A 22,882-nucleotide genomic window follows, 5' to 3' on the forward strand; every position below is an offset into this window, starting at 1 on the left:
GAGCGGGGCAATGCGCTCTGAGGGTCGGTGCTAACCTCGGCGGGATGTTCAATCCCTCCCAAGAGGAAGTGCGTCGTTTCTTCTGCGACGTCTTCGCCAAGAGCCGTCGCGGCGAGCCGATGGAAGCGCTCGAAATCATCGCCAGCCGATGGATTGACGAGCACCCTGAATACCACCCCGATCTTGCCGACGCCGAGGCCGCAGTGGCGCGCGTGTACGACGGCAAGGACGGACGCGAGAATCCATTCCTGCATCTGTCGATGCATCTGTCGATCAGCGAGCAGTGCTCGATCGATCAGCCGCGCGGCATCCGGCAGGCTGTCGAACTTCTCGCTGCGCGCCGCGACTCGTTGCTCGACGCGCACCATGAGGCCATGGAGTGCCTCGGCCAGATGATGTGGGAAAGCCAGCGCGCCGGCCGCCCGCCTGACGGCGACGCCTACGTCGCCTGCGTTCAGCGGCGCGCCACGCGCGACTGATTCGCGCCCGCTTCGCGCAGCAGCGCGATCAGAGCCTGCCTCGCGGGTGATGCTTCAGCGTCGGTTCGCAGCAGGAGACCCACTGGCTCTTCGGTGCCGGCCGTGTCGATCGCCAGCCGCGCAAGCCGTCCCGAAGCCAGGTCGTCGGAAGCGGCGCCGATCGGTGTGAACCACAGGGCGTCCGATCGAACCAGCAACGCACGCGCCACCGAGAGGTCCAGCGTCTGGGTCGTATGGGGCGGCAGGCGCAGCCCGAGCCCCGAAAGAAAGCTCTCGGTGTGATGGCGCGGAATGGTGCCCTCCCCGTAGATCACGAGCGGATAGGCCAACACATCCTGGACCGACGGCGTCCCGGCCGCCAAGGGGTGGCCGGCCCTTGCGATGACGGCCAGCGGCTCGGTGTAGAGCAATTCGAAGGTCAGCCCCGTCATCAACTGCGGGTCGCTCATGCGACCTGCGACCAGGTCCAGGTCTCCCGCTCGAAGGGCGTCGAGCAAGGACGCGTTGGCGCCCGTCTGGACTTGCACTTGCAGCGAAGGGACGCGCTCGCGCAGCGCAGCCAATGCTGGCGGCAGCAGTGAGGGCCCGACGCTGGGCAGCGCGCCTATACGAAGCCGCTCTGGACGTTCGCCGGACGCCGGAATCACGGCCTGGGCGCTTGCATCGAGGGCATCGAGCACCCGCAGCGCGTGCGCCAGCAGATGCTCGCCCGCGGCGGTGAACCCCTGGATGCCGCGCCGGCCGGCGGTGCCGCGCTCGACGAGCCGCGCTCCCGACAGTTCCTCGAGCTCAGCCAAGGTCTTCGAAACCGCGGGCTGGCTCAGTGCCAACCGCTCGGCGGCACGCGCCAGATGTCGCTCTTGGGCGACGGCCACCAGACAGCGCAGATGCCGCAGTTGAACGCCTCGGAGAAAGACTTCGGAAGAACTCGGCATCTGATTACTGCTGGTTATGAAAAATCGTTGATCCGTCAATTTACATCAGCAATGCGCATGAATAGAGTGGCGGTCATCCCATTCGAAAACCGGAGACAAACCGAATGTCCGATTCCACTTCGACGTCCAAGGCCACCAAGGCTGCGGGCCTGACGCCGCGCGACTGGCCGAGTCAACCCTCCTACGTCTATCCGGGCTACCGCTCGACGGTCAAGCGCGGCCCGACGCAGTCGCTGATCCCGCTCAAGGCATCCCTTGGCGAATTGCGCCAGCCCGTGTACGGCCACAGCAGCATCGGCGAACTCGACCACGACCTGACGCGCAACGCGCGCAAGAACGGCGAGCCGCTCGGCGAACGAATGATCCTCACCGGCCAGGTGCTCGACGATCACCGCCGCCCCGTGCGCAACACCCTGGTCGAAATCTGGCAAGCGAATGCATCGGGCCGCTACGTGCACAAGGTGGACCAGCACGACGCACCGCTCGACCCGAACTTCCTGGGCGCAGGTCGATGCCTCACGGACAACGAAGGCCGCTATCGTTTCCTGACGATCAAACCCGGCGCCTACCCATGGGGCAACCACCCCAACGCATGGCGGCCGCAGCACATCCACGTGTCGCTCTTCGGCGAGCACTTCGGCAGCCGGCTGGTGACGCAGATGTATTTCCCGGGCGACCCGCTCATGCAATACGACCCGATGATCACCGGCACGCCCGAGAAGGTGCGCAATCGACTGGTCTCGGACTTCAGCCTCGACGTTACCGAGGACGGCTATGCGCTCGGCTACGTGTTCGACATCGTGCTGCGCGGCGCCGACGAGACGCCTTTCGAAACCCGCTGAGGAGACCCGCATCATGATGAGCGCACTCGAAACCAATTTCGGCCAGACCCCATCGCAGACGGTCGGCCCCTACTTCGCCTACGGCCTCGCGGCCACCCAGTACGGCTATGACTTCGACCAACCCTTCGACGCGATCGTTGCACTTGATGGCGCGCGCGGCGAGCGCATCCGCCTTGAAGGCCGTGTCATCGACGGAGACGGCAATCCGATCAACGACGCCCTGATCGAGATCAGCCAACCCGACGGCACCGGCGCTTATCCGCAGTCGGTCGACAACGCAACCGAAATCGGCTTTCGCGCCTTCGGCCGCGCCGGCACGGGGACCGACGCGCAGAACCGCTACGTGTTCCACACGGTCAAGCCCGGCGCGGAATCGCCCGGCGAAGCCCCGCACATCAACATGATCGTGATGATGCGCGGCATGCTGCTGCACGCTTTCACGCGCGTCTACTTCAGCGACGAATCCGCGGCCAACGCCAAGGATGCCGTGCTCAACAGCGTGCCGGCCGAGCGTCGCAATACGCTCGTCGCCAAGCGCACCGAAACAGGCGGCGCGGTGACCTACCGCTTCGACATCCACATGCAGGGTCCGGCAGAGACGGTCTTCTTCGACGTCTGATCGAACGACGCGACCCCAAACGACAAAGCCCGCTCGAGCGGGCTTTGTCGTTGATGGGCGGGAGGCGCTGTATGCGCCTTAGACGCTGTGGACGCTGTCAGTCTTCGTGATGGAAGCGCGATTCCGGCACCGTCTTCAGATCGCCAGGAAGCGAACTGATGTAGGTGGCGAGTTCCTTGAGTTCGTCGTTACTGTACTTCTTGGCCTGGCCGCCCATGACGGCATGCGAACGGCCGACGTTCGGACGATTTGGCACCTTGTACGACTTCAGCGCGACGTAGAGGTAATCGGCATGCTGGCCCGCGAGCTTGGCAACCGAACCGTCGTTGGGTGTATTGAAGTTGGCGCCATGGCACTTGGTACAGGCGTTGTCCTTGTCGCGTGAAATGAGCGCCTGCACGTGTTCGCTCGGCGCCTTGGGCGTCGCGGGCGGCGCGACGCCTTCGTTGAGTCCGAGCTGGCTGTAGTAGGCGGCCAGGTCAGCCATGTCCTGCTCGCTCAGCGTGTCGGCGATGGCGCGCATGGTTGGGTGCTTGCGCTCGCCACCCTTGTATTGGGTGAGCGCCGAAACGATGTACGTAGCGCTTTGGCCCGCGATCATCGGCACCTTGTGAATCTCGGGGAAGCTCGCCTGGTAACCAATGATGCCGTGGCAACCCATGCACATCGCGGTCTTCTTGGCCCCATTTTCGGCATTGCCCGTGATCTTCTGGGCTTGGGCCGAGACCGTCACGCAAGCGACAGCGAAGGCAAACATCGTGGTCAACAACTTGTTCATTTTGCGCGCACAATCTCGTGGAGATACAAGGTTCAAATCAACATTTGATTATATGGGGGCTCTTCGCGAGGCCTCATAAGCGAAGCAGTCGAAGTGCTCGCAGCACAGATCGATGTTGTGTTCTTTCAACCACCCTTCCCAATGCCATCCATGAAATTCAAGGGTTCAGACAATTACGTCGCCACGCAGGATCTGATGCTCGCGGTCAATGCGGCCATCACGCTCAAACGACCGCTGCTCGTCAAGGGCGAGCCCGGTACCGGCAAGACGATGCTTGCCGAAGAGGTCGCGCAGGCGCTCAATCTGCCGCTGCTCCAGTGGCACATCAAATCGACGACGAAGGCCCAGCAGGGCCTGTACGAATACGACGCGGTGAGCCGGCTGCGCGACTCGCAATTGGCGGACGTCGACGGCGGTGAGCGCGTCAAGAACATTCACAACTACATCGTCAAGGGTGTGCTGTGGCAAGCCTTCACCGCCGACGAGCCGGTTGCTTTGCTGATCGACGAAATCGACAAGGCCGATATCGAATTCCCGAACGATCTCTTGCGCGAACTCGACCGCATGGAGTTCTATTGCTATGAAACGCGCGAACTGATTCGCGCCAAGCACCGGCCGGTGGTGTTCATCACCTCCAACAACGAAAAAGAGCTGCCGGACGCATTCCTGCGCCGCTGCTTCTTCCACTACATCAAGTTCCCAGATTCGGAGACGATGAAGAGCATCGTCGCGGTGCACTTCCCGGGCCTCAAGCAGGAACTGCTCACCGCCGCGATGAAGACTTTCTACGACGTGCGCAACTTGCCTGGGCTCAAGAAGAAGCCGTCGACGTCCGAACTGCTCGACTGGCTGAAGCTATTGGTCGCCGAAGACATTCCGCTCGAAGCACTGCAGAGCAAGGACGACAAGGTTGCGGTTCCCCCGCTCGTCGGTGCGTTGCTCAAGAACGAGCAAGACGTCACCTTGTTCGAAAAACTCGTCTTCATGCAGCGGAACAACCGCTGAGGCGCTCCCGCGATGTGCGGATATGAGGATCTGAGGACCTGAAGATGGCTTTCGTTGAACCCATCACGCTCCGGGCGCGCGGCATCGCCCTCGTGCCCTTGTCGCTCGACCATGAGGAAGGGCTGCGCGAAGCGGCCGCCGACGGCGAGTTGTGGAACCTTCGAGTGACTTCGGTGCCGGAGCCCAAGGACACGCGCGCCTACGTCGAAAGCGCACTGCAAATGCGCGAAGCGGGCAACCGTTTCGCGTTTGCTGTGACCGACGAAGCCAGCGGAACTGTGCTTGGCACCACGAGCTTTCATGACATCCTGCCCGCCGTGAAACGCGTCGAAATCGGCTACACGTGGTACGCCAGCCGCTGCCAGCGCACGCACGTCAACACCACCTGCAAACTGCTGATGCTCACGCATGCTTTCGATGCGCTGGGTTGTCATGTGGTGGGCTGGCGCACCGACAACTTCAACCACGCCTCGCAGCGCGCCATCGAGCGTCTGGGTGCAAAGAAAGACGGCGTGATTCGCGGCCATGCGCTGCGCCGCGACGGCACCATTCGCGACACGGTGATGTACAGCCTGCGCTCGGGGGAGTGGCCCGAAGTGCGCGCCCAATTGCTCTACCTGCTGGACAAGCCCCGCTCGAGCCCACCGCCCCAGGAGTGATTCGCCATGCTGATCGACTTCTTCTACACGCTGCGTTCGGCGAAGCTGCCGGTCTCGGTCAAGGAATACCTGACGCTGCTCGAGGCGCTGCAGGCCGACGTCGTCGGCCCCAACTCCGACGGCGCCTTCAGCCTCGACGATTTCTACTACCTGTCGCGCACCTCGCTCGTGAAGGACGAGAAACACTACGACAAGTTTGATCGTGCCTTTGCCGCCTACTTCAAGGGCGTCGAGATGCTGGCGGACTTCACCAAGGAAGTGCCGCTCGATTGGCTGCGCAAGACGCTCGAACGCGAGTTCACGGCTGAAGAAAAAGCCAAGATCGAGAAGATGGGCTGGGACGAGCTCATGGAAACGCTCAAGAAGCGCTTCGAGGAGCAGAAGGAGCGTCACGAAGGCGGCAACAAGTGGATCGGCACCGGCGGCACTTCGCCTTTCGGCCATGGCGGCTACAACCCGCAGGGCGTGCGGATCGGCGGCGCAGGCAAGAACAAGAGCGCGGTCAAGGTATGGGACCAGCGGGCGTACAAAGATTACGACGACAGTCAGGAACTCGGCACACGCAACATCAAGGTCGCATTGCGCCGGCTGCGCAAGTTCGCCCGCGAAGGCCATGAGGAAGAGTTGGATCTGGACGACACCATCCGCTCGACGGCAGCGAATGCCGGCTACCTCGACATCAAGATGGTCCCGGAGCGGCACAACAACGTGAAGGTGCTCCTGCTCATGGACGTGGGCGGCACGATGGACGAGCACATCCAGCGGGTGGAAGAGTTGTTCTCGGCCGTCAAGACGGAGTTCAAGCACCTGGAGTTCTATTACTTCCACAACTGCGTCTATGACTTCATGTGGAAGAACAACCGGCGCCGCTTCTCCGAGAAGTTCGCGACCTGGGACATCATTCGCAAGTACAACAAGGACTACAAGCTCATCTTCGTCGGCGACGCGACCATGAGCCCCTACGAGATCCTGCAGCCTGGCGGCAGTGTCGAATACAACAACGAAGAAGCCGGCGCCGAGTGGATTCAGCGGCTGACGCACGCTTTTCCGAAGTTCGCCTGGATCAACCCGGAGCCGCACGGTGTGTGGCAGTACCGCCAGAGCATCGCGGTGATGCAGCAACTCGTGTCGCACCGCATGTATCCGCTCACGCTGCGGGGGCTTGAAGACGCGATGCGGCTGCTCTCGAAGTAGCCGCGCCACATCGGCACACATCGGCACACATCGGCACCACATCGGCACCACATCGGCACCACATCGCGTGCTTACATTTGGACAAATTCGTAAAAAATTTGTCACGGATAACCCGCTTTGCTCTAAAGTGACGCCTTAAGGATTCAATACGTACAACTCCAGAATCCTAGGAGTCATCGATGTCTGCACGACCTTTGCAAGCGTTCAATAGCGAGCTTCACGAGCAACCCTGGTCGTCGGACTGCATGGATGCCATGCTTCGCTCCTCCATGGACTACGTCTGTATTCGCGGAGTGCAACTCCCACTCGACAATCTGGTCGACCGCTCGTTCTTCGAGCCGGAGCGTTGCAAGCAACTTCGCGATCAACTCGCCGGCGCCCAACCTTTCCCCTACCTCGTGCTCGATGGCCTTTTTCATCCGGCACTGCTCGAACTTGTGGCCGCCGAGTTCGACGAGCTCCCCAGTTCGGAATGGACCGACGTCAGGACCAAGTACGAGTCGACACGGCGATCGGTCCCCGGCGTATCGCTCCACCCAGCTTCCCAGTTGTATTTCGACATCGTGAACTCGGGCTGGTTTACGGAATGGCTGTCGTCGGTCACCGGCGTTTCTTATTTGCTGCCCGACCCCAAACTGGTGGGAGGCGGGCTCCATGAAAGCAGGGAAGGCGCGACGTTCGCGGTGCACCGCGATTTCAGCCGCCACCGCGACATCGGCCTGCGCAATGCAATGGTGTTCATCACCTACCTGAACAAGGGATGGGACCCCGAATGGGGCTCGGCACTGGAGCTCTGGGACAAGAAGGCCGACCGCTGCGTGACTTCGATCCAGCCCGAATTTGGCCGGACGATCGTGATGCCGCACGGCCCCATGAGCTACCACGGGCACACTAAGCCGCTTCGCACCCCCGACAGTCGTCCAAGGCGTTCCGTCGCCGCGTATTTCTATACGAGCCCCGCAGCCGGCAAACGCCTGGGCGATGAATCCGCATCGAAGTTCATGCACACCGAACGGATGGACCAGGCCAAGGCCATCGCGCGAATGATCGTCCCGCCGATCGTCTGGGCACTGGGCCGCAAGCTTTTCGGTCGCTGACGACGGGCATCGCCCCGGGGTGGCCCATGCCCATGCTGTCAGAATGGCCGCATGCGTTGGGCGGTCCGATCTCTCACGCCGGCTTGGATGCCGGCGTTGTTATTTGCAAGCATCCTTCTTCTTCAGGGATGCAGCCTTCTGCCGCAAAAACAAACTGAAGCGACGGACACGTCGGCCCTCCCGGTCGCGGGCGCTTCCAGCGAATCGGGCAGCGGCTCTTTCTCCGTCGAAGTGCAGGCGCCTGATTCAGTCCGCGACTTCCTCGTGCGCAACCTCGAGATCCAGCGCTACAAGAAGCTCGACGACTTGGGCGCTGTCGAACTCTCGCGGCTGATGGTCGCCGCAGAGGGCAACGCGCGTGAGCTGCTCAACACACTGGGCTACTTCACGCCACGTCTCACGCTCGAAATGCAGGAAACGCCCGGCGCCAAGACGCCGCGCAACGTCAAGATCACCGTCGAGCCGGGTGAACTCACGCGCGTCAGCGATGTCCGCATCGATTTCAGCGGGCCGATCGCTGAAGACCCGAAGTCCGAAGCGCGCCGTGAAGCAATCCGCTCCGGCTGGTCGCTGCGCCAGGGCCAGCCTTTCAATCAACAAGCCTGGGACAACGCCAAGGCCGCCGCGCTCCGCAGCCTGACCGCCCGGCGCTATCCCACTGGCAGCATCGTCTCGAGCCGGGCCGAAATCGACGCCGATCGCGGTGAAGCCAAGCTCAGCGCGGCGTATGCGTCGGGGCCAGCCTATCGCTTCGGCCCGCTCGTGCTCCAGGGCAACAAGCGCTACGACGCGGACAGTATCCGGAGGATCGCGCGCGTCCCGACAGGCTCGGACTACGACCAGCAGCAGTTGCTCGATGCGCAGCAGCGCCTGGCGAGCAGCGGGTTCTTCGAATCGGTGTTCCTCACGCTCGACACGCACGAATCCGACCCTCTGCTCGCACCGGTCATTGCGCAGCTGCGTGAGGCACCCTTTCAAAGAGTGGTCGCAGGCGTGGGTTTCACGACCGACAGCGGATTGCGGCTGTCGCTCGACCACATCCACAACAGCATGCCGCTGCTCGGCTGGAGAGCAGTCTCCAAGCTTTCGCTCGACAAGGACGAGAAATCGCTCGGAACCGAATGGAGCGCCATTCCGGGCGACGATGGCTGGCGCTCGTTCACGTCGGCCGGACTGAAGAGCGAAGTCTCGGGCAGCTACACGGTCGACAGCGGGCGCCTGCGCGGCGGGCGCAACCAGAACAGCGACCACATCGACCGCAGCTACTTCCTGCAATACGACTACGCGGTGAATCACGGCTTCAATCCACCGCCATCGGCGTCCGCACTGAGTCTGAACTGGGGCTGGACCGGCCGCTACTTCGACAACGCCGCCGCGCCGACTCGAGGCTACGGAATCTCGTTGGAGCTGGGCGCGGGCTACACGCTCAGTGGCGAACGCGATCCCTTCACGCGGACTTACGCGCGGTGGGTCGGCTTCCTGCCCGCGGGCAGCGTACAGGCTGGCGACAGCGGCACGCCGGCACGCCAGGCGCGCATTCAATTGCGTGCCGAGGCTGGGGCAGTCGTCGCAAAGGACACCGCGCAAATTCCATCGACACTGGGCTTCCTGACCGGTGGTGACACCACCGTGCGCGGCTATGGGTTCCGATCCATCGGCGCAGTCAAGCCGGATGGCCAGATCATCGCCGGACGCTATCTCGGCGTAGGCAGCATCGAGTACCAGCGCCCTTTCGTCTATGACGGCAAATTCACCGATTGGGAAAGCGCGGCCTTCGTCGACGTGGGTGCAGTGGCCGACCAGCCCAGCGAAATGCAGGCCAAGGTGGGGGTGGGCGTCGGGGCTCGATGGCGAAGCCCCATCGGGCCGGTCCAGATCGATGTGGCGTACGGCGTGCAGGTGAAGTCCTTCAGGCTGCATCTGCGCCTGGGTTTCACCTTCTGAGGTCCTCAGAGCCTATGCCGACTGAACCATCCGAGATGCAAGAAGCGCCGGCCTCGCCTGACGGGCGCCCGCGTGGGCGGCGCGTGCTGCGCGTCATTGCGTGGGCGGTGACGGGGCTGGTGACGCTGGTGCTGGCGCTCGCCGCCGGTGCCTGGTGGTGGCTCGGAACTGACGAATCGCTTGCGTTTGCACTGGCGCGAACCGCGCGCTACCTGCCTGCCGGTCAGAGTCTTGAGAGCCGCGACGTGTCGGGCTCCTTGCGAGCCGGAGGACGCATCGGATGGTTGCGCTGGCAAAGCGAGACGCTCGCGGTGGAAGTGAACGGAGCGCGAATCTCCTGGCGGCTCGCGCCGCTGCTGAAGCGCAGGGTGCAATTGGGCGAAGTGCATGCCGACCGCTTGCTGATCGAAAAGCGCGGGCCGACCACGGACCAACCTGTTGAGCCGCTTCAGCAGATCGTGCTGCCGGTCGAAATCGAGGTGCCTTTTTCCGTCGACTTGTTGCAATGGGCCGGTCCGCCGGCTCTGCAAGCCACGAAGCTCGAGGGTAGCTATCGCTACGTCAACGAGCATCACGTGCTCGAAGTCGCCGGCGTCGACGTGGCTGATGGCCATTACGGTGCGCACGTCGATCTTCAGGGACCAGCGCCCATGGCGCTCGATGCCAGTTTGAAGGGACGCGTGCGCGCGCTCCTGCCCGAAGATCGGTCCATCGACATCCTGGCCGAAGCGTCCGTCAAAGGGACATTGGCCGGAGCCGATGCCCGTCTGGCTGTCGATGCGCAGCTCCAGCCCGTGGAGGAAAGCGCGGAGTCGCCGATGCGCGCGCAGTTGCAGGCGAACATCGCGCCGTGGCAGCCGCAGCCCGTGATCGACGCTCACGCGGAGTTCGAGAACATCGACCTTTCCACCCTATGGCCGCAAGCGCCCGCGAGCTTGCTGACGGGTGAGGTCGAGGCCGGACCCGATGCGGCCGCCGGCGAGAAAAACTGGAAAGCCCATGCCAACATTCGCAATGCAATTGCCGGACCCTGGGACACCGGCAAGTTGCCCGTCGAGCAGATCGAGGCGCAAGCCGGCTTCGACGGCAAGAGCTGGACTTTTCCCGACGCAACGGTGCATCTGGGCAGCGGTCGTATTCAGCTCAAAGGCAGTTGGAGCCCCGCGCCGGAGCCCTGGAAGGCGCATGCCAGCGTGATCGGAGTGCAGCTCGGCGAATTGCATACCGAGCTTGCCGGCGCGCCCTTGAATGGCACGGTCACGGCCGATCAGCAAGGCGACGCGATCCGCTTCGACGTCGCGCTGCGCGCCGCGGGCGGTGCCGGCCTGCAGGGCTTGCGCCTGCAACGCGCGATCGCACAAGGACAGTGGCGGAACGAGGTGCTCGATCTGAAGTCGATGCGCATCGAAGCGCAACACGCCAGCATCGATGGCCGCTTGCAAGTGCGGGTCGCGGAGCAAGCCGGCAGCGGCAACCTGAATCTCATCGTTCCTGGCGGCACTGCGCAGTTGCGAGGGCGCATTGCGCGCACCACCGGCGACGGCCAGGTTAGCGCGCAGATCAACGACGCAGCCAGCCTGCAGCACTGGATTGAAGGGCTGCCCGAATTGGAAAGCGTGTTTGCCGGCGCGGCCATGCAGGGCAATGCGCGGCTCGATGCCAGTTGGAAAGGCGGATGGCAGGCGGTGCAGCGCCGGTTGCAGAACGCGAGCGAGCCCGCACCGCGAGGCAGCGTGGAGCCGACGGTGCAGGCCACGTTGACGGTTCCCAAGCTCGACCTCCGGCTTCCGCCACCGCAGACCGGGGACGCGACTTCAGTCGCGCTCAACGGGCTGCGCGCCGACTTGTCCGGCAGCCTCGCACAGGCCACGCTGACGCTCAACGGCGAGGCCACCAGCGGTACTCGCAAGATCACTCTCGACACGCGCGCGAGCGGCGGCATCGAGCGTGCCAACCAGTGGCACGCCGCCATCGCCACATTGCACGCGCAGATCAACGACAGCGAGCGTCCCGGCCCTTGGACGGTGGAACTTCGCCGCGCCGTCAGCGCCACCGTTCGCACCGTCGATGGCAACCCTTCGCGCCTTGAAATCGAAGCGTCGGGCGCTACGGCGGAACTGCACGGGCCGCTGCCCGGCACGGTGACGGTCGATTGGCAGCCGTTGCGCTTCAGCAGCAGCGGATCGGGCGATGCGCGCGCCATCCGCCTTCAATCGAAGGGGACGCTGAAAGGCCTGCCCATGGCCTGGCTCGAGGCGGCTGGCGAAACGGATGCACTCGCCCGGATCGGATTCAGCGGCGACTTGCTTTTCAACGGCGAATGGGACGTCGACGCCGGCGACACCCTGCGCGCGCACGCCCGCGTCACGCGCGAGAGTGGGGACATTCGCGTACAGGCAGGTGAAGCGGCCCTGGTCACTCGAATCACCAGCCATGGAACCGGCGCAGCAAGCGAAATCACGATGGATGCCGCCGGCCCCGGCGTCAGCACGCCCGCAGGGCTGCGGCAAGCCGAACTCAAGCTCGACGCCGAAGGCGACACAGTGCGTGGCAGCCTGGCGTGGGACAGCCAGCGCGCCGGCGAGATCCGCGTCGAGGCCAGCACGCGGCTGCAGAAGCGCCCGGGCGGCTGGCAGTGGGCGTCGGACGCGCCGCTCGCCGGTCGCGTCACCGCGCGAATGCCCAACTTGGGCGTCTGGTCGATGCTGGCGCCGCCGGGATGGCGTATTGCCGGCACGCTCCAGGCCGACGCCACCCTTTCCGGCAACCGGGCAGAGCCACTGTGGAACGGCACGCTCGGCGCCGACGAGCTTGCGTTGCGCGCACTCGTCGAAGGGCTCGACCTGCGCGCCGGACGCCTGCGAGCCACGCTGGCAGGCAACCACGTCGACGTCACCGAGTTCACCCTGAAGGGCGGCCTGGGCAGCCAGACTCGCATTCCCGGCCAGAGCGGCAACATCAGCACCGCAGCAAGCGAAGCGTCGCGCGACGGCGGCACCCTTTCGGCAAGCGGCCAGATCGCATGGGGCTCCGCGCCAACGGCTGGAGCAGGGACGGGAATCCGCATGGCTATGCAGGCGCAAGTTCGGTCGCTGCGCGTGCTGGTGCGCTCGGATCGGCAAGTGACGCTTTCGGGCGATCTGCAGGCCAAGCTCGACAACGGCCAGTTCACCGTCCGCGGCGACCTCAAAACCGACCGCGCCGTCATCATCCTGCCCGAGCAGACCGCGCCGAACCTGGGCAGCGATGTGGTGATCCGCTCGGCGGCGCGCGACCGCGAAGCACAGGAGGAAGCCAAGCGGCAGGCCGAAGCCAACGGGGGCCAAGTTGCCACTGCACGGACCGCCAAGCCGCCGGACATCAGGGTGAGCTTCGACCTCGGCAACGATTTCGCCGTGCAGGGGCATGGCCTCACCACGCGGCTGGCGGGCAAGCTCGACATTCACAGCACCGCACTGGAAGCGCTGCCGCGTGTCACGGGCGAGGTCAGGACCGTCAGCGGTCAATTCCGAGCCTACGGCCAGCAACTCACCGTCGAGACCGGCATCGCGCGCTTCAATGGCCCGGTCGACAATCCGCAACTGGACATTCTCGCCATCCGGCCGAATATCCAGCAGCGCGCCGGCGTTGCCATCACGGGTACAGCGCAATCACCCCGCGTGCGGCTGTATTCCGAACCGCAGCTGTCGGACCAGGAGACGCTCTCATGGCTCATGCTCGGACGCGCGTCAGCCACCAGTGGCGGCGAATCCGTCCTGTTGCAACAGGCTGCGCTGGCCCTTCTCGGGGGTTTGGGCAGCGGCGGAACAGGCGGCGGACTCGCCAGCCGCTTCGGCCTGGACGAGATCGGCTTCAAGGGCCCGGGCAATGGCGGCGACGTGCGCGAATCGGCAGTTACCGTCGGCAAACGCTTTGCGCGCGATTTCTACATCACCTATGAACGCAGCCTTGCCGGCACGTTGGGCACGCTCTTCATCTTCTATGACCTTACCCAGCGCCTTACGCTGCGCGGGCAAGCGGGGCAACCGAGCGGGCTCGACCTGATCTACACGGTGCGGTTCGACTGAACTGGTAAAGTTGCGGCCGCTCTCGTCCTCGTAGTTCAATGGATAGAACGGGGTCCTCCTAAGACTCAGATACAGGTTCGATTCCTGTCGAGGGCACCATGTGCCTCCTCACGTGTCCGCGTCCACCGCGGAGAACCGCCGCTTACCAAGCCGCCAGCACACGCAGCACCACCGCGGCGACAACACTCGCGATCGCGATCAGTGCAATTCGTCCCCAAGGCACCCCCAATCCGATGGCCTTCAGGGGCTCGTGCGTCAAGTCTGCACGGTGCAGGGCCGCAAAGGTACTGAAATTCTGCATGTCGGTTGATGATTTCGCCATGGATCGATTGTCTTGATGGCCTACGCCGACGCCCAAGGAAAAATCGCACACTTTAGTTTTCAGTTTTTCGAGCCAGAATCGACCCGGCCGGCGCCGCTGCCCGTCACCGCATACCCATTTGCGCGACAGGCAGACCGACGCTGGCGCCATACTGCATCCGCCCCAGGAAGGAGGTCACCTCATGGCCCAGCACGCAATTTCTGCTGTCCACTACAAGGACGGGAAAATCGATCTCGTCGCCATCCACCCGGTGGTCCACAAAGAGTTGGGCTCGAGCGGATTGGCTCTCGGCTCTGCGCAGCGCATCAGCCTCGACGAGTGCCTCCAACTTCTTGCGGCCGGCGAAGAAATTTGCCTGGTTCGCCGCACCGAAGATCACACCTGGGAGATCACCTGGGACGTTGAGCTTGGGCCGAGCGGAAAGGAAATCACCAGCGTCGACCTGACCGACCGGCCCAACACCGCGTTGCAAGACCTCCCGAGGTGGGAATAAACCGCCCTTCGGCGCAAAGTTAAAATCCATCGCCCATGCCACGCTGGCTCATTGCCTCCTTCTTTGCGTTTCTGCTGTCTTGCTACGGCTTCGCGACCATCGCGCAAGCCGGAGGGAGCGAGCCGCACGACGGCACCAGCAAGCTCGTGACCGTAGTGCAAGACGCCTCTTCCATGGGCGATCCGCTCAACCCTGACGCGAACGATGAGACGGCGGGCCTGGATGAGGCAAGCCCCGACTTCACCGAATGCCTGACCGGCGGACAACCGCTGGTGGTCGAGGCAATCGCGTCCGCATGGCCGCCCCGATCGGCCGCGAACAGCTCGCCTTCTCCCTGGCTCGAGCGGCCCAAGCGGCCACCTCGCAGCACCGCCCTCCCCGTCTAAGCCTCGCCGCCTCGAGAGCCTTTGGCTCCGCTTTTCTCTCGATGCGAGCGCCTGCATCGCGCATCCGTGCGCCCGATGTGCTTATCCGGCGGCGACAGCCGCTCCCCGTACAGGAAGAATCACCATGCGTCTCACCACCAAGGGCCGATTTGCAGTCACCGCCATGATCGATGTGGCACTGCAAGGCGCCGCGGGCCCCGTCAACCTGGGCTCCATCAGCCGCCGACAGCGGATTTCGCTGTCGCACCTCGAACAACTCTTTGCCAAGTTGCGCCGCCACAACCTGGTCGAGTCCACCCGCGGCCCCGGCGGGGGATATTCGCTCGGCAAGAAGCCAGCGGAGATCACCGTCGCGAGCATCATCATGGCGATCGACGGCATCGCGGACGACACGGCAAGGCCCCTGTCGGGTGATGTGCCAGGCGCGGTGGATCGCCACGCGACAGACGAACTCTGGGCCTCCGTCCGCCATCGCGCGGTGGAATTTCTCGACTCGATCACGCTGCAGAGCCTGGTCGACGAACAGATCGCGCGCGGTGTGGAAGTCGAAAGACCGGGTCGCCGCGTTGTCGTGCCCGCCGCGCGCGTGAAGCCGGCGCCCATCAACGCGCCGAACTCGGTTTTCGCGCTGGGAAGCATGCTGGCAAAGCGCTCTTGATGTGGACTTGAGCGCGTCGCAGGAATCAAATTGCGCGAGCGGGGCGTTCGCAAAGTAGAACGCCCTATGCTCTCGCATTCAATATGACTTCCTCGCATTCTTCGACGCGCGATCTCGCTGTTCTCATCGGCCGCTTCCAGCCATTTCATGAGGGCCATCTTTCCCTTCTGAGGCAGGCGCTCGACGCGGCCACCCATGTGGTCGTGGTGATCGGCTCGGCATTTCAGGCCCGCTCGCCAAAGCACCCATTCACCTGGGAAGAGCGAGCGGAGATGGTGCGCCGGGCCCTGCCTGCACTGGAACAGCAGCGCGTCATGTTCGTGCCGGTGCGGGACTATTTCAACGAGGCGCGATGGTTGGCGGCAGTCCGACGAGGCGTAGCGCAGGCCCTGGCTGAGCACAGCGTTGAAAAACCGTCTTCGACCGTGCTGGTCGGACACATTCGGGACGCGACGCGCGAATACCTCCGCGAATTTCCAGAATGGTCGCTTCAGCTTGGAGAAAGCCTGCCCATTCGCCCCGCGAGCGCTATGCGCGATGCCCTGTTCGCCACGCCCTCCAAGGCCCTCGTCGAGTTGGCAAAGGAGGTTCCCGCAAGCACTGCGGACTTCCTCAGGGATTGGAGCGCACAACGCCTCTTCGAGGCACTTCAGCAAGAGGCTGCGGTGCTTCGCGAATACGACGCATCGTGGGCATCGGCACCCTATCCGCCGGTGCTGGTGACCGTCGACTGTGTGGTGAAGTGTCAGGACAAGGTCTTGCTCATCGAACGTGGGCACGCGCCTGGCAAAGGACTGCTCGCCGTGCCGGGAGGATTCCTGGAACAGCGCGAAACGACGCTGCAGGCCGCCTTGCGCGAGTTGGACGAAGAAACGCACCTCGCGCTCCCGCCTGCCACGCTGCGCGCGGCCCTGAGGGCCAACGACGTGTTCGACCGGCCCGACCGGAGCCAGCGCGGACGCACCATCACCCACGGGCATTTCTTCGATCTCGGAGAGCGCGAGCTCCCATCCTTGCAGGCGGACGACGATGCGGCCGCCGCCGACTGGGTGCCGATCGCGCACCTGCTGGAGCGGGAAGATCGTTTTCTGGATGATCACTTCCAGATGCTCGACCACTACCTCGGCCTGTTGCCCCTTTTGCCGCGCCAGGGATCGCTGTAGGCAGCGGACGACGTCCGCCCGCAGCCTTTTCCGGCAGCGAAACGCCCAAGCGCGGCCTAAGGTGAATACCTAGGCATTAAAAAGAGCCCTTCGCGAAACCTCCGAGACGCGTTGGCCGGTCAGGCACGCCCCCGACGACGATTTCCTCCTCCCGGCGCTCATGGCGCCGTTGCACAGCGCCCTCCCGGGCGCTGTTTTTTGGACGGGCCCGCCATCAGGCCCGGAAGCAAAGAACGCTATTTCAGATCACGGCGAAGCGTCTGGACGTCAGCGTGAAGGCTTCGCGCCCACTCACGCCGCTCGCGTCCATGCGACGGCTGTGGCTCTCCGAATCGGACAATTGCAAGCAGCGGCGGTGCTTTCAGCGTATTCCAGACGGACGTGAGCAGGTTGTCGTCGTCGATGTATCGCGGCGCATAGCTGGTCTCCCCCGAAGCCGCATCGGCAAACCGCAGGGCGGCGGGTTGCACCGGCGCACCGGAGGAGATGGCTGCTTGTAGAAGATTCGCATGAAAAGGAAGCAAGCCATGGCCGTCGCTGGTCGTTCCCTCCGGGAAGACGGCGATCACGTCCCCCTTGCGCAACGCCTCCGTCATGTGATGCACCACGCGCATGGCGTCGCGTCGCCGCTCACGCTCGATGTAGAGCGATCCGGCCCCAGTCGACAACGTGCCGATGACCGGCCAGTGCCGCACGACCGACTTGGAAACGAAGCGCACATGCCTCGCCGCATGAATCGTCAGGATGTCGAGCCACGAGAGGTGATTGCAGACCACCAGCACCGGCCCGTGCGTCGGCGGCGTACCTTGCACCGTCAAGCTGATCCCCATCAGGTTCAGCATTTGCTCTGCCCATTGCTGCACGCGGGCTTCGCGCTCGGCCGCCGATAGATGCGGAAACCGGGTCCGGATGGTCCACCAGCCTCCGAACACATGCGCGAGGGCTCGCAGCAGCCTGAGGCTCGCGGAAAGGGCCTGCATCGTGCGGGTCAGCCGTGAACGACGCGTCCGTCCACCAGCGTGTAGCGGGCACGTGCGTGCATGGCATAGCCGCCGAAGGGCGTGTGCTTGCCTTGGCTCCTGAGCGCGTCGGGCGTGACTTGCCATTCGTAAGCGGGGTCGACCACGCACAAATCAGCGGCACCACCCTCGGCCAGGCGACCCGCACCTGCGAAGCCGATCAGGCGCGCGGGCGCGGCGCTGACGACCTCGATCGCACGCGACAGCCCCGCACCGCTTTGCTCGCCCCACTGCAGCGCGAGCGGCAGCAGCAATTCAAGGCCCGTCGCACCAGCCTCGCTCTCGGCGTAGGGAAGGGTCTTGGCGTCCGCTTCGACGGGCGTGTGATCGGACACCAGCGCGTCGATGGTTCCGTCGGCCAACCCGGCCGACAGCCCGTCGCGGTCCCGCTGCTGGCGCAATGGCGGATTGAGGCGCGCCCGGCTGTCGAAATAGCCGATGTCGGTATCGACCAGATGCAGCGAATTGATGCTCACATCGCAGGTCAGCGCCAGGCCTTCGGCTTTGGCCGCGCGCACCTGCTCCACGCCGGCGGCGCTCGACAGGCGACACAGGTGCACGCGCGCTCCCGTGCTACGCATGAGTTCGATGATGGTGAAGATGGCGATCGTCTCGGCTGCCACGGGCACTCCCGCCAAGCCCAGGCGGGTCGCCAGCGGACCGCTGGCAGCAACGCCCCTGCCCAGATCGCGCTCCTGGGGGCGCAGCCAGACCGTGTATCCGAAGGTGCTGGCGTACTGCAGCGCGCGCTGAAGCACCTGTGTGTTGCCAAAAGGGACTTCGGCTTGGCCGAAGCCGATGCAGCCGGCCTCGGTCAGCTCGGCCATTTCGGTCAACACTTCGCCGGCCAGCCCGCGCGTCAGCGCTCCCTGCGGGAAGAGGCGAGCTCTCTGCAGTTTCTCGGCGCGGAACTTGAGCATCTCGACCAAGCCCGGCTCGTCGAGCACCGGGTCTGTGTCGGGCGGACAGACCAGGCTCGTGACGCCGCCAGCGACTGCGGCGGCCATTTCGCTTTCGAGCATGCCCTCGTGCTCGTAGCCGGGTTCGCGCAACCTCGCAGCCAAGTCGACCAGACCCGGCACCACCCAACACCCTTGGGCATCGAGCGTGCGGTCGGCGCGAAACTCGCTGGAGACGTTGCCGATGGCGAGAATCTTTCCGTCGGCAATTGCGACGTCAGCCATGCGATCAAGCTTGGAGGCAGGGTCGATGACGCGACCGTTGGTGATCAGAAGATTGCTCATGCTTCGTTCCCTGCAACGATGCTCATCACGGCCATCCGGACCGCGATGCCGAAAGTGACCTGCGGCAGGATCACGCTTTGCCGGCCATCGACCACCGCGGAGTCGATCTCCACGCCGCGGTTGATGGGCCCCGGATGCATCACGATCGCATCAGGCTTTGCCAACTGCAATTTCTCGGGGGTGAGGCCGTAGGTCTTGAAGAATTCCTGCGACGAAGGCAGCAGCGCACCGCTCATGCGCTCGTTCTGCAGCCGCAGCATGATGACGACGTCGCAGTCCTTGATGCCTTCTTGGAGCGTGTGGCAGACGCGGACACCCATCTGCGCAAGATCGCCGGGCACCAGCGTCTTTGGGCCGACCACCCGAACTTCAGCGCAGCCCAGCGTGGTGAGCGCATGGATATCGGAGCGCGCCACACGCGAATGCAGGACGTCGCCGACGATCGCTACCGTGAGGTTCGTGAAGTCCTTCTTGTAGTGGCGGATCGTGTACATGTCGAGCAGCCCCTGCGTCGGGTGCGCATGACGACCATCGCCGGCATTCACGACGTGCACATGCGGCGCCACATGCTGCGCGATCAGGTAAGGCGCGCCGGACTCGCTGTGGCGAACGACGAACAGGTCGGCCGCCATTGCGCTCAGGTTGGCGATGGTGTCGAGTAGCGATTCACCCTTGGTCGCCGAGGAGCGGGCAATGTCGAGATTGATGACGTCCGCAGACAAGCGCTTGGCCGCGATCTCGAAAGTGGTCCGCGTGCGGGTCGAGTTCTCGAAGAACAGGTTGAACACGCTCTTGCCGCGCAGCAATGGCACCTTCTTGACCTCCCGGTCGCTCACGCTGGTGAAGTTCGCGGCGGTGTCGAGGATATGGGTGACGATGTCCTTGGGCAAACCCTCGATCGAGAGCAGGTGAATCAGTTCGCCGTTCTTGTTGAGTTGGGGATTTCGTTTGTAGAGCATCAAGCGTTCTCCTCCACCTTGAAACTGAAGGCACCGGTGTTGCCGCGGGCCAGTGCAAGCAACTGCGTGGCAGGCAGTTCGAGTTTCTGGGCGGCGAAATCAGCGGCCACAGGTAGCTCACGGCCGCCGCGATCGATCAGCACCGCCAGCCGTACGCGCGCCGGCCTGCCGAAGTCGAACAATTCATTGAGCACGGCCCGAATCGTCCGTCCGGTGTAGAGCACGTCATCGAGCAGCAGCACATCGGCGCCGTTGACATCGAAAGGGAGCGACGTCTGCGCGCTTGCGGACAAGCCGCGCCGGGCGAAATCGTCGCGGTGCATGGCCGACGAAATCACACCCGGCGCGCCGGGCAGGCCCAGGTCTTTTTGCAGGCGCTCCACGAGCCAGGCGCCGCCCGATGTGATGCCGACGAGGCGAGTGTCCTCGCGCATCAGGGATTTCACGCCGCGCAGCAACCCGAGGTAGAGCGCTTCGGCGTCAGGGATGGAGTTCACGGAAGGCTCCTCAGGAACTGTTCAAGAATGATGCAGGCCGACGCGGCGTCGGCATCGCGCGCACCCGAGGCGAGCGCCTCCGTGGTGCTGTAGCGTTCGTCGACCTCGTACACCGGCAGCTTGAAGCGGCCGTGCAGTTGACGCGCGAAGCGCTGGGCGGCACGGGTGTTTTCATGCGGCGCCCCGTCGGGATGATAGGGAACACCAACCACCAGCGCGTCGGGCTGCCATTCGCCGATGCGCGCCTGCACCTGTGCAAAGCGCGCGTCGCCTTCGGCCTTGATGGTCGGCTGCGGCGTCGCGGTCTTCAGCAAACGATTGCCGCTGGCGACGCCGGTGCGCTTCTGGCCGAAATCGAAAGCCAGGAAGGTTTGGAAATGGGAAGGGACCGAAGGGGCAGCGTCAGGCATCGCCGAAACGCTCATGCATGCCCCGCGTCGGGCGACAGGGTCCAAGCCTGCAGGCCCAGAAGCGACAGGGCCTTGTCGTAGCGCTGCTCGATGGGCGTATCAAAGATCACGGCCGGATCGGCGCCGACCGTCAGCCAGCTGTTCTCAGCCAGTTCGGATTCGAGCTGGCCCTCGCCCCAGGCGGCATAGCCGAGCGACACCAGCACCTTGCGCGGCCCCGCGCCGGTGGCGAGCGCCTCCAGTACATCCTTGGACGTCGTCATTTCCAGGCCGCCAGGGATGGTCATGGTCGATGCATAGACGGACTCGTTCGGTTTGTCCTCGTGGGCAAAGACAGGTTCATGAAGGACGAAGCCGCGCTCAGTCTGCACGGGGCCACCCTGGAACACGGGTGCGTTACCCAGTTCCGGGCTGGAGAGATGCAGTTCGATCTTCTCGAACAGCACGCCGAGATTGATGTCGCTGGGCTTGTTGATCACGAGGCCGAGCGCGCCGCGCTCGCTGTGTTCGCAGAGATAGACAACGCTGCGATTGAAGGCCTTGTCTTCCAGACCCGGCATCGCAATCAGGAAATGATGCGTAAGGTTCATCGGGGCAGAATCGAAAGCCATGCCACCGATTTTACTGGCCGTCGACAAGATCTATCCGAAGGGGTTGATGTGGTTTCGCCGCGATTTGCGTCTGGACGACAACGCCGCGCTCTACCAGGCGCTGCGAACGTGCCGGCAGGTCGTCTGCGTGTTCGTTTTCGACCGCCCGATCCTCGATCCGCTCCCGCGCGTGGATCGCCGCGTCGAGTTCATCCGCGAATCGCTGGTCGAGCTCGAAACGGAGCTTCGCGCCCAGGGCGGATCGCTGATCGTTCGCCATGCAACAGCAGAGGACGAGATCCCGGAGCTGGCGCGTTCGCTCGAAGTCCAGGCCGTCTTCGCGAATCGCGATGATGAGCCGGCGGCGCTTGCACGCGACGCCAAGGTGCTGGGCGGGTTGGCCAACGCCGGAATCGCCTTTCATAGCTACAAGGACCAGGCCATCTTCGACCGTGACGAGGTGCTGACGCATGCCGGGCAGCCGTACACGGTCTTCACGCCTTACAAGCGTGCATGGCTCGCCAAGCTCGACGACTTCTATCTGAAGCCGTATCCGACCCGCAGCCACGCTGACGCGCTGACTGTCGCGCCGGAAAGGTTTCAGTCGCCGGTGCCGACGCTGACTGAGCTCGGCTTCGAGAAAAGCAATCTCGCGGACATCGACATTCCGACCGGCAGCCAGGGCGGCGCTGCGCTGTTCAATGATTTCGTTCAGCGCATGGATCGCTACCGCGCGGCGCGCGACTACCCCGCCGTGCGCGGCCCGAGCTACCTGGGCGTGCACCTGCGCTTCGGCACGGTCTCGATCCGCCAGCTTGCAGGCGTTGCGCACCAGCTTTCGCTCCAAGGCAACGAGGGCGCCGCGACATGGCTCGGCGAACTCATCTGGCGCGATTTTTATTTTCAGATCCTGGCGCACAACCCGCATGTGGCGAGCAATGGAGAATCACGCAGCTTCAGGCCCGAATACGACAAGATCCAGTGGCACCACGGCAAGCACGCCGACGCCCAGTTCGACGCATGGTGCAACGGACAAACCGGCTATCCGCTGATCGACGCGGCAATGGCTCAGATCAACCAGACCGGCTACATGCACAACCGGCTGCGAATGGTGGTTGCCAGCTTTCTCTGCAAGGACCTCGGTATCGACTGGCGGCGCGGCGAACACTACTTCGCGGTGCATCTCAATGACTTCGAGCTGTCATCGAACAATGGCGGGTGGCAGTGGGCGAGTTCGAGCGGGTGCGACGCGCAACCCTATTTCAGGATCTTCAACCCGGTCACCCAGAGCGAGCGCTTCGACCCTGAAGGCAAGTTCATCCGCCGGTACCTGCCGAAACTCGCAAAGCTGTCCAACGCCTCAATCCATGCGCCATGGGAAGCGAAGCCGCTCGAACTGGAGGCCGCAGGGTTGAAGCTTGGGGTTGACTACCCCAAGCCCATCGTCGACCACGCTGAAGCGCGTGAGCGAACGCTGCAGCGCTACGCCGTCGTGCGGCAGACGCCGCACGAGACGCGCTGA

The 22,882-nt window shown here is 64.0% G+C and carries 23 protein-coding genes and 1 tRNA gene; 15 read left to right on the plus strand and 9 right to left on the minus strand.

Annotation, left to right across the window (positions count from 1 at the left end):
* The first annotated feature begins 44 nt into the window (after window positions 1–44).
* Window positions 45–479, plus strand: a complete 435-nt coding sequence (locus AC1DEK_RS08600) for a DUF1841 family protein (RefSeq protein WP_478124807.1) — start codon at window positions 45–47, stop codon at window positions 477–479.
* Here AC1DEK_RS08600 and AC1DEK_RS08605 read toward each other — a convergent pair.
* Window positions 455–1,414: a LysR substrate-binding domain-containing protein gene (locus AC1DEK_RS08605; RefSeq protein ID WP_478124808.1), complete on the minus strand. Its 960-nt coding sequence runs from the start codon at window positions 1,412–1,414 to the stop codon at window positions 455–457. The two genes, AC1DEK_RS08600 and AC1DEK_RS08605, sit on opposite strands and share 25 nt — an antisense overlap.
* Window positions 1,415–1,518: 104 nt before the next feature.
* On the opposite strand from AC1DEK_RS08605, the gene pcaH reads away from it, so the two are divergent.
* Together pcaH and pcaG are read left to right on the plus strand one after the other, a co-directional pair.
* Window positions 1,519–2,256 (plus strand): protocatechuate 3,4-dioxygenase subunit beta, encoded by a 738-nt coding sequence (gene pcaH / locus AC1DEK_RS08610; protein ID WP_478124809.1) that lies wholly within the window; start codon window positions 1,519–1,521, stop codon window positions 2,254–2,256.
* A 13-nt stretch (window positions 2,257–2,269) separates the two neighbouring features.
* Window positions 2,270–2,875, plus strand: a complete 606-nt coding sequence (gene pcaG / locus AC1DEK_RS08615) for a protocatechuate 3,4-dioxygenase subunit alpha (protein WP_478124810.1) — start codon at window positions 2,270–2,272, stop codon at window positions 2,873–2,875.
* A gap of 97 nt (window positions 2,876–2,972) precedes the next feature.
* Here the strand turns inward: pcaG and AC1DEK_RS08620 are convergent, their stop codons facing one another.
* Window positions 2,973–3,653: a c-type cytochrome gene (locus AC1DEK_RS08620; RefSeq protein ID WP_478124811.1), complete on the minus strand. Its 681-nt coding sequence runs from the start codon at window positions 3,651–3,653 to the stop codon at window positions 2,973–2,975.
* Window positions 3,654–3,803: 150 nt separating this feature from the next.
* Between AC1DEK_RS08620 and AC1DEK_RS08625 the strand changes: the two genes are divergently transcribed.
* From AC1DEK_RS08625 to AC1DEK_RS08655, 7 genes are all read left to right on the plus strand, one after another.
* Complete coding sequence (locus AC1DEK_RS08625) at window positions 3,804–4,658, plus strand: AAA family ATPase (RefSeq protein ID WP_478124812.1); 855 nt, start codon at window positions 3,804–3,806, stop codon at window positions 4,656–4,658.
* A 44-nt stretch (window positions 4,659–4,702) separates the two neighbouring features.
* Window positions 4,703–5,317, plus strand: coding sequence for a GNAT family N-acetyltransferase (locus tag AC1DEK_RS08630; RefSeq protein WP_478124813.1), 615 nt, complete (start codon window positions 4,703–4,705; stop codon window positions 5,315–5,317).
* A gap of 6 nt (window positions 5,318–5,323) precedes the next feature.
* The gene (locus AC1DEK_RS08635; protein ID WP_478124814.1) at window positions 5,324–6,511 is read left to right on the plus strand and encodes a vWA domain-containing protein; all 1,188 of its coding nucleotides are present in this window, start codon (window positions 5,324–5,326) and stop codon (window positions 6,509–6,511) included.
* Between the two features lie 179 nt (window positions 6,512–6,690).
* Window positions 6,691–7,608, plus strand: a complete 918-nt coding sequence (locus AC1DEK_RS08640) for a 2OG-Fe(II) oxygenase (RefSeq protein ID WP_478124815.1) — start codon at window positions 6,691–6,693, stop codon at window positions 7,606–7,608.
* Between the two features lie 51 nt (window positions 7,609–7,659).
* Window positions 7,660–9,552, plus strand: coding sequence for an autotransporter assembly complex protein TamA (locus AC1DEK_RS08645; RefSeq protein WP_478124816.1), 1,893 nt, complete (start codon window positions 7,660–7,662; stop codon window positions 9,550–9,552).
* Window positions 9,553–9,587: 35 nt separating this feature from the next.
* Window positions 9,588–13,619, plus strand: coding sequence for a translocation/assembly module TamB domain-containing protein (locus AC1DEK_RS08650; protein WP_478124817.1), 4,032 nt, complete (start codon window positions 9,588–9,590; stop codon window positions 13,617–13,619).
* A 24-nt stretch (window positions 13,620–13,643) separates the two neighbouring features.
* A tRNA-Arg gene (locus tag AC1DEK_RS08655) sits at window positions 13,644–13,718 on the plus strand.
* Window positions 13,719–13,761: 43 nt separating this feature from the next.
* Here the strand turns inward: AC1DEK_RS08655 and AC1DEK_RS08660 are convergent.
* Complete coding sequence (locus AC1DEK_RS08660) at window positions 13,762–14,091, minus strand: hypothetical protein (RefSeq protein ID WP_478124818.1); 330 nt, start codon at window positions 14,089–14,091, stop codon at window positions 13,762–13,764.
* 31 nt (window positions 14,092–14,122) lie between these two features.
* Between AC1DEK_RS08660 and AC1DEK_RS08665 the strand changes: the two genes are divergently transcribed.
* The 4 genes from AC1DEK_RS08665 to AC1DEK_RS08680 all read left to right on the plus strand — a co-directional run bounded on the left by AC1DEK_RS08665 (window position 14,123) and on the right by AC1DEK_RS08680 (window position 16,641).
* The gene (locus tag AC1DEK_RS08665; protein ID WP_478124819.1) at window positions 14,123–14,434 is read left to right on the plus strand and encodes a hypothetical protein; all 312 of its coding nucleotides are present in this window, start codon (window positions 14,123–14,125) and stop codon (window positions 14,432–14,434) included.
* 35 nt (window positions 14,435–14,469) lie between these two features.
* A complete protein-coding gene (locus AC1DEK_RS08670; protein WP_478124820.1) occupies window positions 14,470–14,820 on the plus strand; it encodes a hypothetical protein in 351 nt (116 codons plus the stop codon).
* A gap of 124 nt (window positions 14,821–14,944) precedes the next feature.
* A complete protein-coding gene (locus AC1DEK_RS08675) occupies window positions 14,945–15,478 on the plus strand; it encodes an Rrf2 family transcriptional regulator (protein ID WP_478124821.1) in 534 nt (177 codons plus the stop codon).
* Window positions 15,479–15,561: 83 nt separating this feature from the next.
* On the plus strand, window positions 15,562–16,641 hold the full coding sequence (locus AC1DEK_RS08680; protein ID WP_478124822.1) for an NUDIX domain-containing protein: 1,080 nt from the start codon (window positions 15,562–15,564) through the stop codon (window positions 16,639–16,641).
* Window positions 16,642–16,877: 236 nt separating this feature from the next.
* Here the strand turns inward: AC1DEK_RS08680 and AC1DEK_RS08685 are convergent, their stop codons facing one another.
* From AC1DEK_RS08685 to AC1DEK_RS08710, 6 genes are read right to left on the minus strand one after another with little or no spacing between them, the layout of a single operon-like run.
* Entirely contained in the window at window positions 16,878–17,621 is a 744-nt protein-coding gene (locus tag AC1DEK_RS08685) for a lysophospholipid acyltransferase family protein (protein WP_478124823.1), read from the minus strand.
* 8 nt (window positions 17,622–17,629) lie between these two features.
* Entirely contained in the window at window positions 17,630–18,904 is a 1,275-nt protein-coding gene (locus AC1DEK_RS08690) for a dihydroorotase (protein WP_478124824.1), read from the minus strand.
* The gene (locus AC1DEK_RS08695) at window positions 18,901–19,863 is read right to left on the minus strand and encodes an aspartate carbamoyltransferase catalytic subunit (RefSeq protein WP_478124825.1); all 963 of its coding nucleotides are present in this window, start codon (window positions 19,861–19,863) and stop codon (window positions 18,901–18,903) included. Before AC1DEK_RS08695 ends, AC1DEK_RS08690 begins: the two co-directional genes overlap by 4 nt.
* The gene (gene pyrR, locus AC1DEK_RS08700) at window positions 19,863–20,360 is read right to left on the minus strand and encodes a bifunctional pyr operon transcriptional regulator/uracil phosphoribosyltransferase PyrR (protein WP_478124826.1); all 498 of its coding nucleotides are present in this window, start codon (window positions 20,358–20,360) and stop codon (window positions 19,863–19,865) included. The genes AC1DEK_RS08695 and pyrR overlap by 1 nt, the downstream gene beginning before the upstream one ends.
* Entirely contained in the window at window positions 20,357–20,770 is a 414-nt protein-coding gene (gene ruvX / locus AC1DEK_RS08705) for a Holliday junction resolvase RuvX (protein WP_478124827.1), read from the minus strand. The genes pyrR and ruvX overlap by 4 nt, the downstream gene beginning before the upstream one ends.
* Window positions 20,771–20,781: 11 nt before the next feature.
* Window positions 20,782–21,381 carry a YqgE/AlgH family protein gene (locus AC1DEK_RS08710; RefSeq protein ID WP_478124828.1) on the minus strand — a complete coding sequence of 200 codons (600 nt, stop codon included), beginning with the start codon at window positions 21,379–21,381 and terminating at the stop codon, window positions 20,782–20,784.
* On the opposite strand from AC1DEK_RS08710, the gene AC1DEK_RS08715 reads away from it, so the two are divergent.
* Window positions 21,380–22,882 carry a cryptochrome/photolyase family protein gene (locus tag AC1DEK_RS08715; RefSeq protein ID WP_478124829.1) on the plus strand — a complete coding sequence of 501 codons (1,503 nt, stop codon included), beginning with the start codon at window positions 21,380–21,382 and terminating at the stop codon, window positions 22,880–22,882. The genes AC1DEK_RS08710 and AC1DEK_RS08715 overlap by 2 nt on opposite strands.

It is taken from the genome of Variovorax sp. 10N420 (assembly GCF_056394705.1).

Excerpts from the sequence above, each read along its gene's own strand:
- AC1DEK_RS08600 (WP_478124807.1), top strand. The coding sequence starts at position 45 with ATGTTCAATCCCTCCCAAGAGGAAGTGCGTCGTTTCTTCTGCGACGTC.
- AC1DEK_RS08605 (WP_478124808.1), bottom strand. The coding sequence starts at position 1,414 with ATGCCGAGTTCTTCCGAAGTCTTTCTCCGAGGCGTTCAACTGCGGCAT.
- pcaH (WP_478124809.1), top strand. The coding sequence starts at position 1,519 with ATGTCCGATTCCACTTCGACGTCCAAGGCCACCAAGGCTGCGGGCCTG.
- pcaG (WP_478124810.1), top strand. The coding sequence starts at position 2,270 with ATGATGAGCGCACTCGAAACCAATTTCGGCCAGACCCCATCGCAGACG.
- AC1DEK_RS08620 (WP_478124811.1), bottom strand. The coding sequence starts at position 3,653 with ATGAACAAGTTGTTGACCACGATGTTTGCCTTCGCTGTCGCTTGCGTG.
- AC1DEK_RS08625 (WP_478124812.1), top strand. The coding sequence starts at position 3,804 with ATGAAATTCAAGGGTTCAGACAATTACGTCGCCACGCAGGATCTGATG.
- AC1DEK_RS08630 (WP_478124813.1), top strand. The coding sequence starts at position 4,703 with ATGGCTTTCGTTGAACCCATCACGCTCCGGGCGCGCGGCATCGCCCTC.
- AC1DEK_RS08635 (WP_478124814.1), top strand. The coding sequence starts at position 5,324 with ATGCTGATCGACTTCTTCTACACGCTGCGTTCGGCGAAGCTGCCGGTC.
- AC1DEK_RS08640 (WP_478124815.1), top strand. The coding sequence starts at position 6,691 with ATGTCTGCACGACCTTTGCAAGCGTTCAATAGCGAGCTTCACGAGCAA.
- AC1DEK_RS08645 (WP_478124816.1), top strand. The coding sequence starts at position 7,660 with ATGCGTTGGGCGGTCCGATCTCTCACGCCGGCTTGGATGCCGGCGTTG.
- AC1DEK_RS08650 (WP_478124817.1), top strand. The coding sequence starts at position 9,588 with ATGCAAGAAGCGCCGGCCTCGCCTGACGGGCGCCCGCGTGGGCGGCGC.
- AC1DEK_RS08660 (WP_478124818.1), bottom strand. The coding sequence starts at position 14,091 with ATGGCGCCAGCGTCGGTCTGCCTGTCGCGCAAATGGGTATGCGGTGAC.
- AC1DEK_RS08665 (WP_478124819.1), top strand. The coding sequence starts at position 14,123 with ATGGCCCAGCACGCAATTTCTGCTGTCCACTACAAGGACGGGAAAATC.
- AC1DEK_RS08670 (WP_478124820.1), top strand. The coding sequence starts at position 14,470 with ATGCCACGCTGGCTCATTGCCTCCTTCTTTGCGTTTCTGCTGTCTTGC.
- AC1DEK_RS08675 (WP_478124821.1), top strand. The coding sequence starts at position 14,945 with ATGCGTCTCACCACCAAGGGCCGATTTGCAGTCACCGCCATGATCGAT.
- AC1DEK_RS08680 (WP_478124822.1), top strand. The coding sequence starts at position 15,562 with ATGACTTCCTCGCATTCTTCGACGCGCGATCTCGCTGTTCTCATCGGC.
- AC1DEK_RS08685 (WP_478124823.1), bottom strand. The coding sequence starts at position 17,621 with ATGCAGGCCCTTTCCGCGAGCCTCAGGCTGCTGCGAGCCCTCGCGCAT.
- AC1DEK_RS08690 (WP_478124824.1), bottom strand. The coding sequence starts at position 18,904 with ATGAGCAATCTTCTGATCACCAACGGTCGCGTCATCGACCCTGCCTCC.
- AC1DEK_RS08695 (WP_478124825.1), bottom strand. The coding sequence starts at position 19,863 with ATGCTCTACAAACGAAATCCCCAACTCAACAAGAACGGCGAACTGATT.
- ruvX (WP_478124827.1), bottom strand. The coding sequence starts at position 20,770 with ATGCCTGACGCTGCCCCTTCGGTCCCTTCCCATTTCCAAACCTTCCTG.
- AC1DEK_RS08715 (WP_478124829.1), top strand. The coding sequence starts at position 21,380 with ATGCCACCGATTTTACTGGCCGTCGACAAGATCTATCCGAAGGGGTTG.
- AC1DEK_RS08710 (WP_478124828.1), bottom strand. The coding sequence starts at position 21,381 with ATGGCTTTCGATTCTGCCCCGATGAACCTTACGCATCATTTCCTGATT.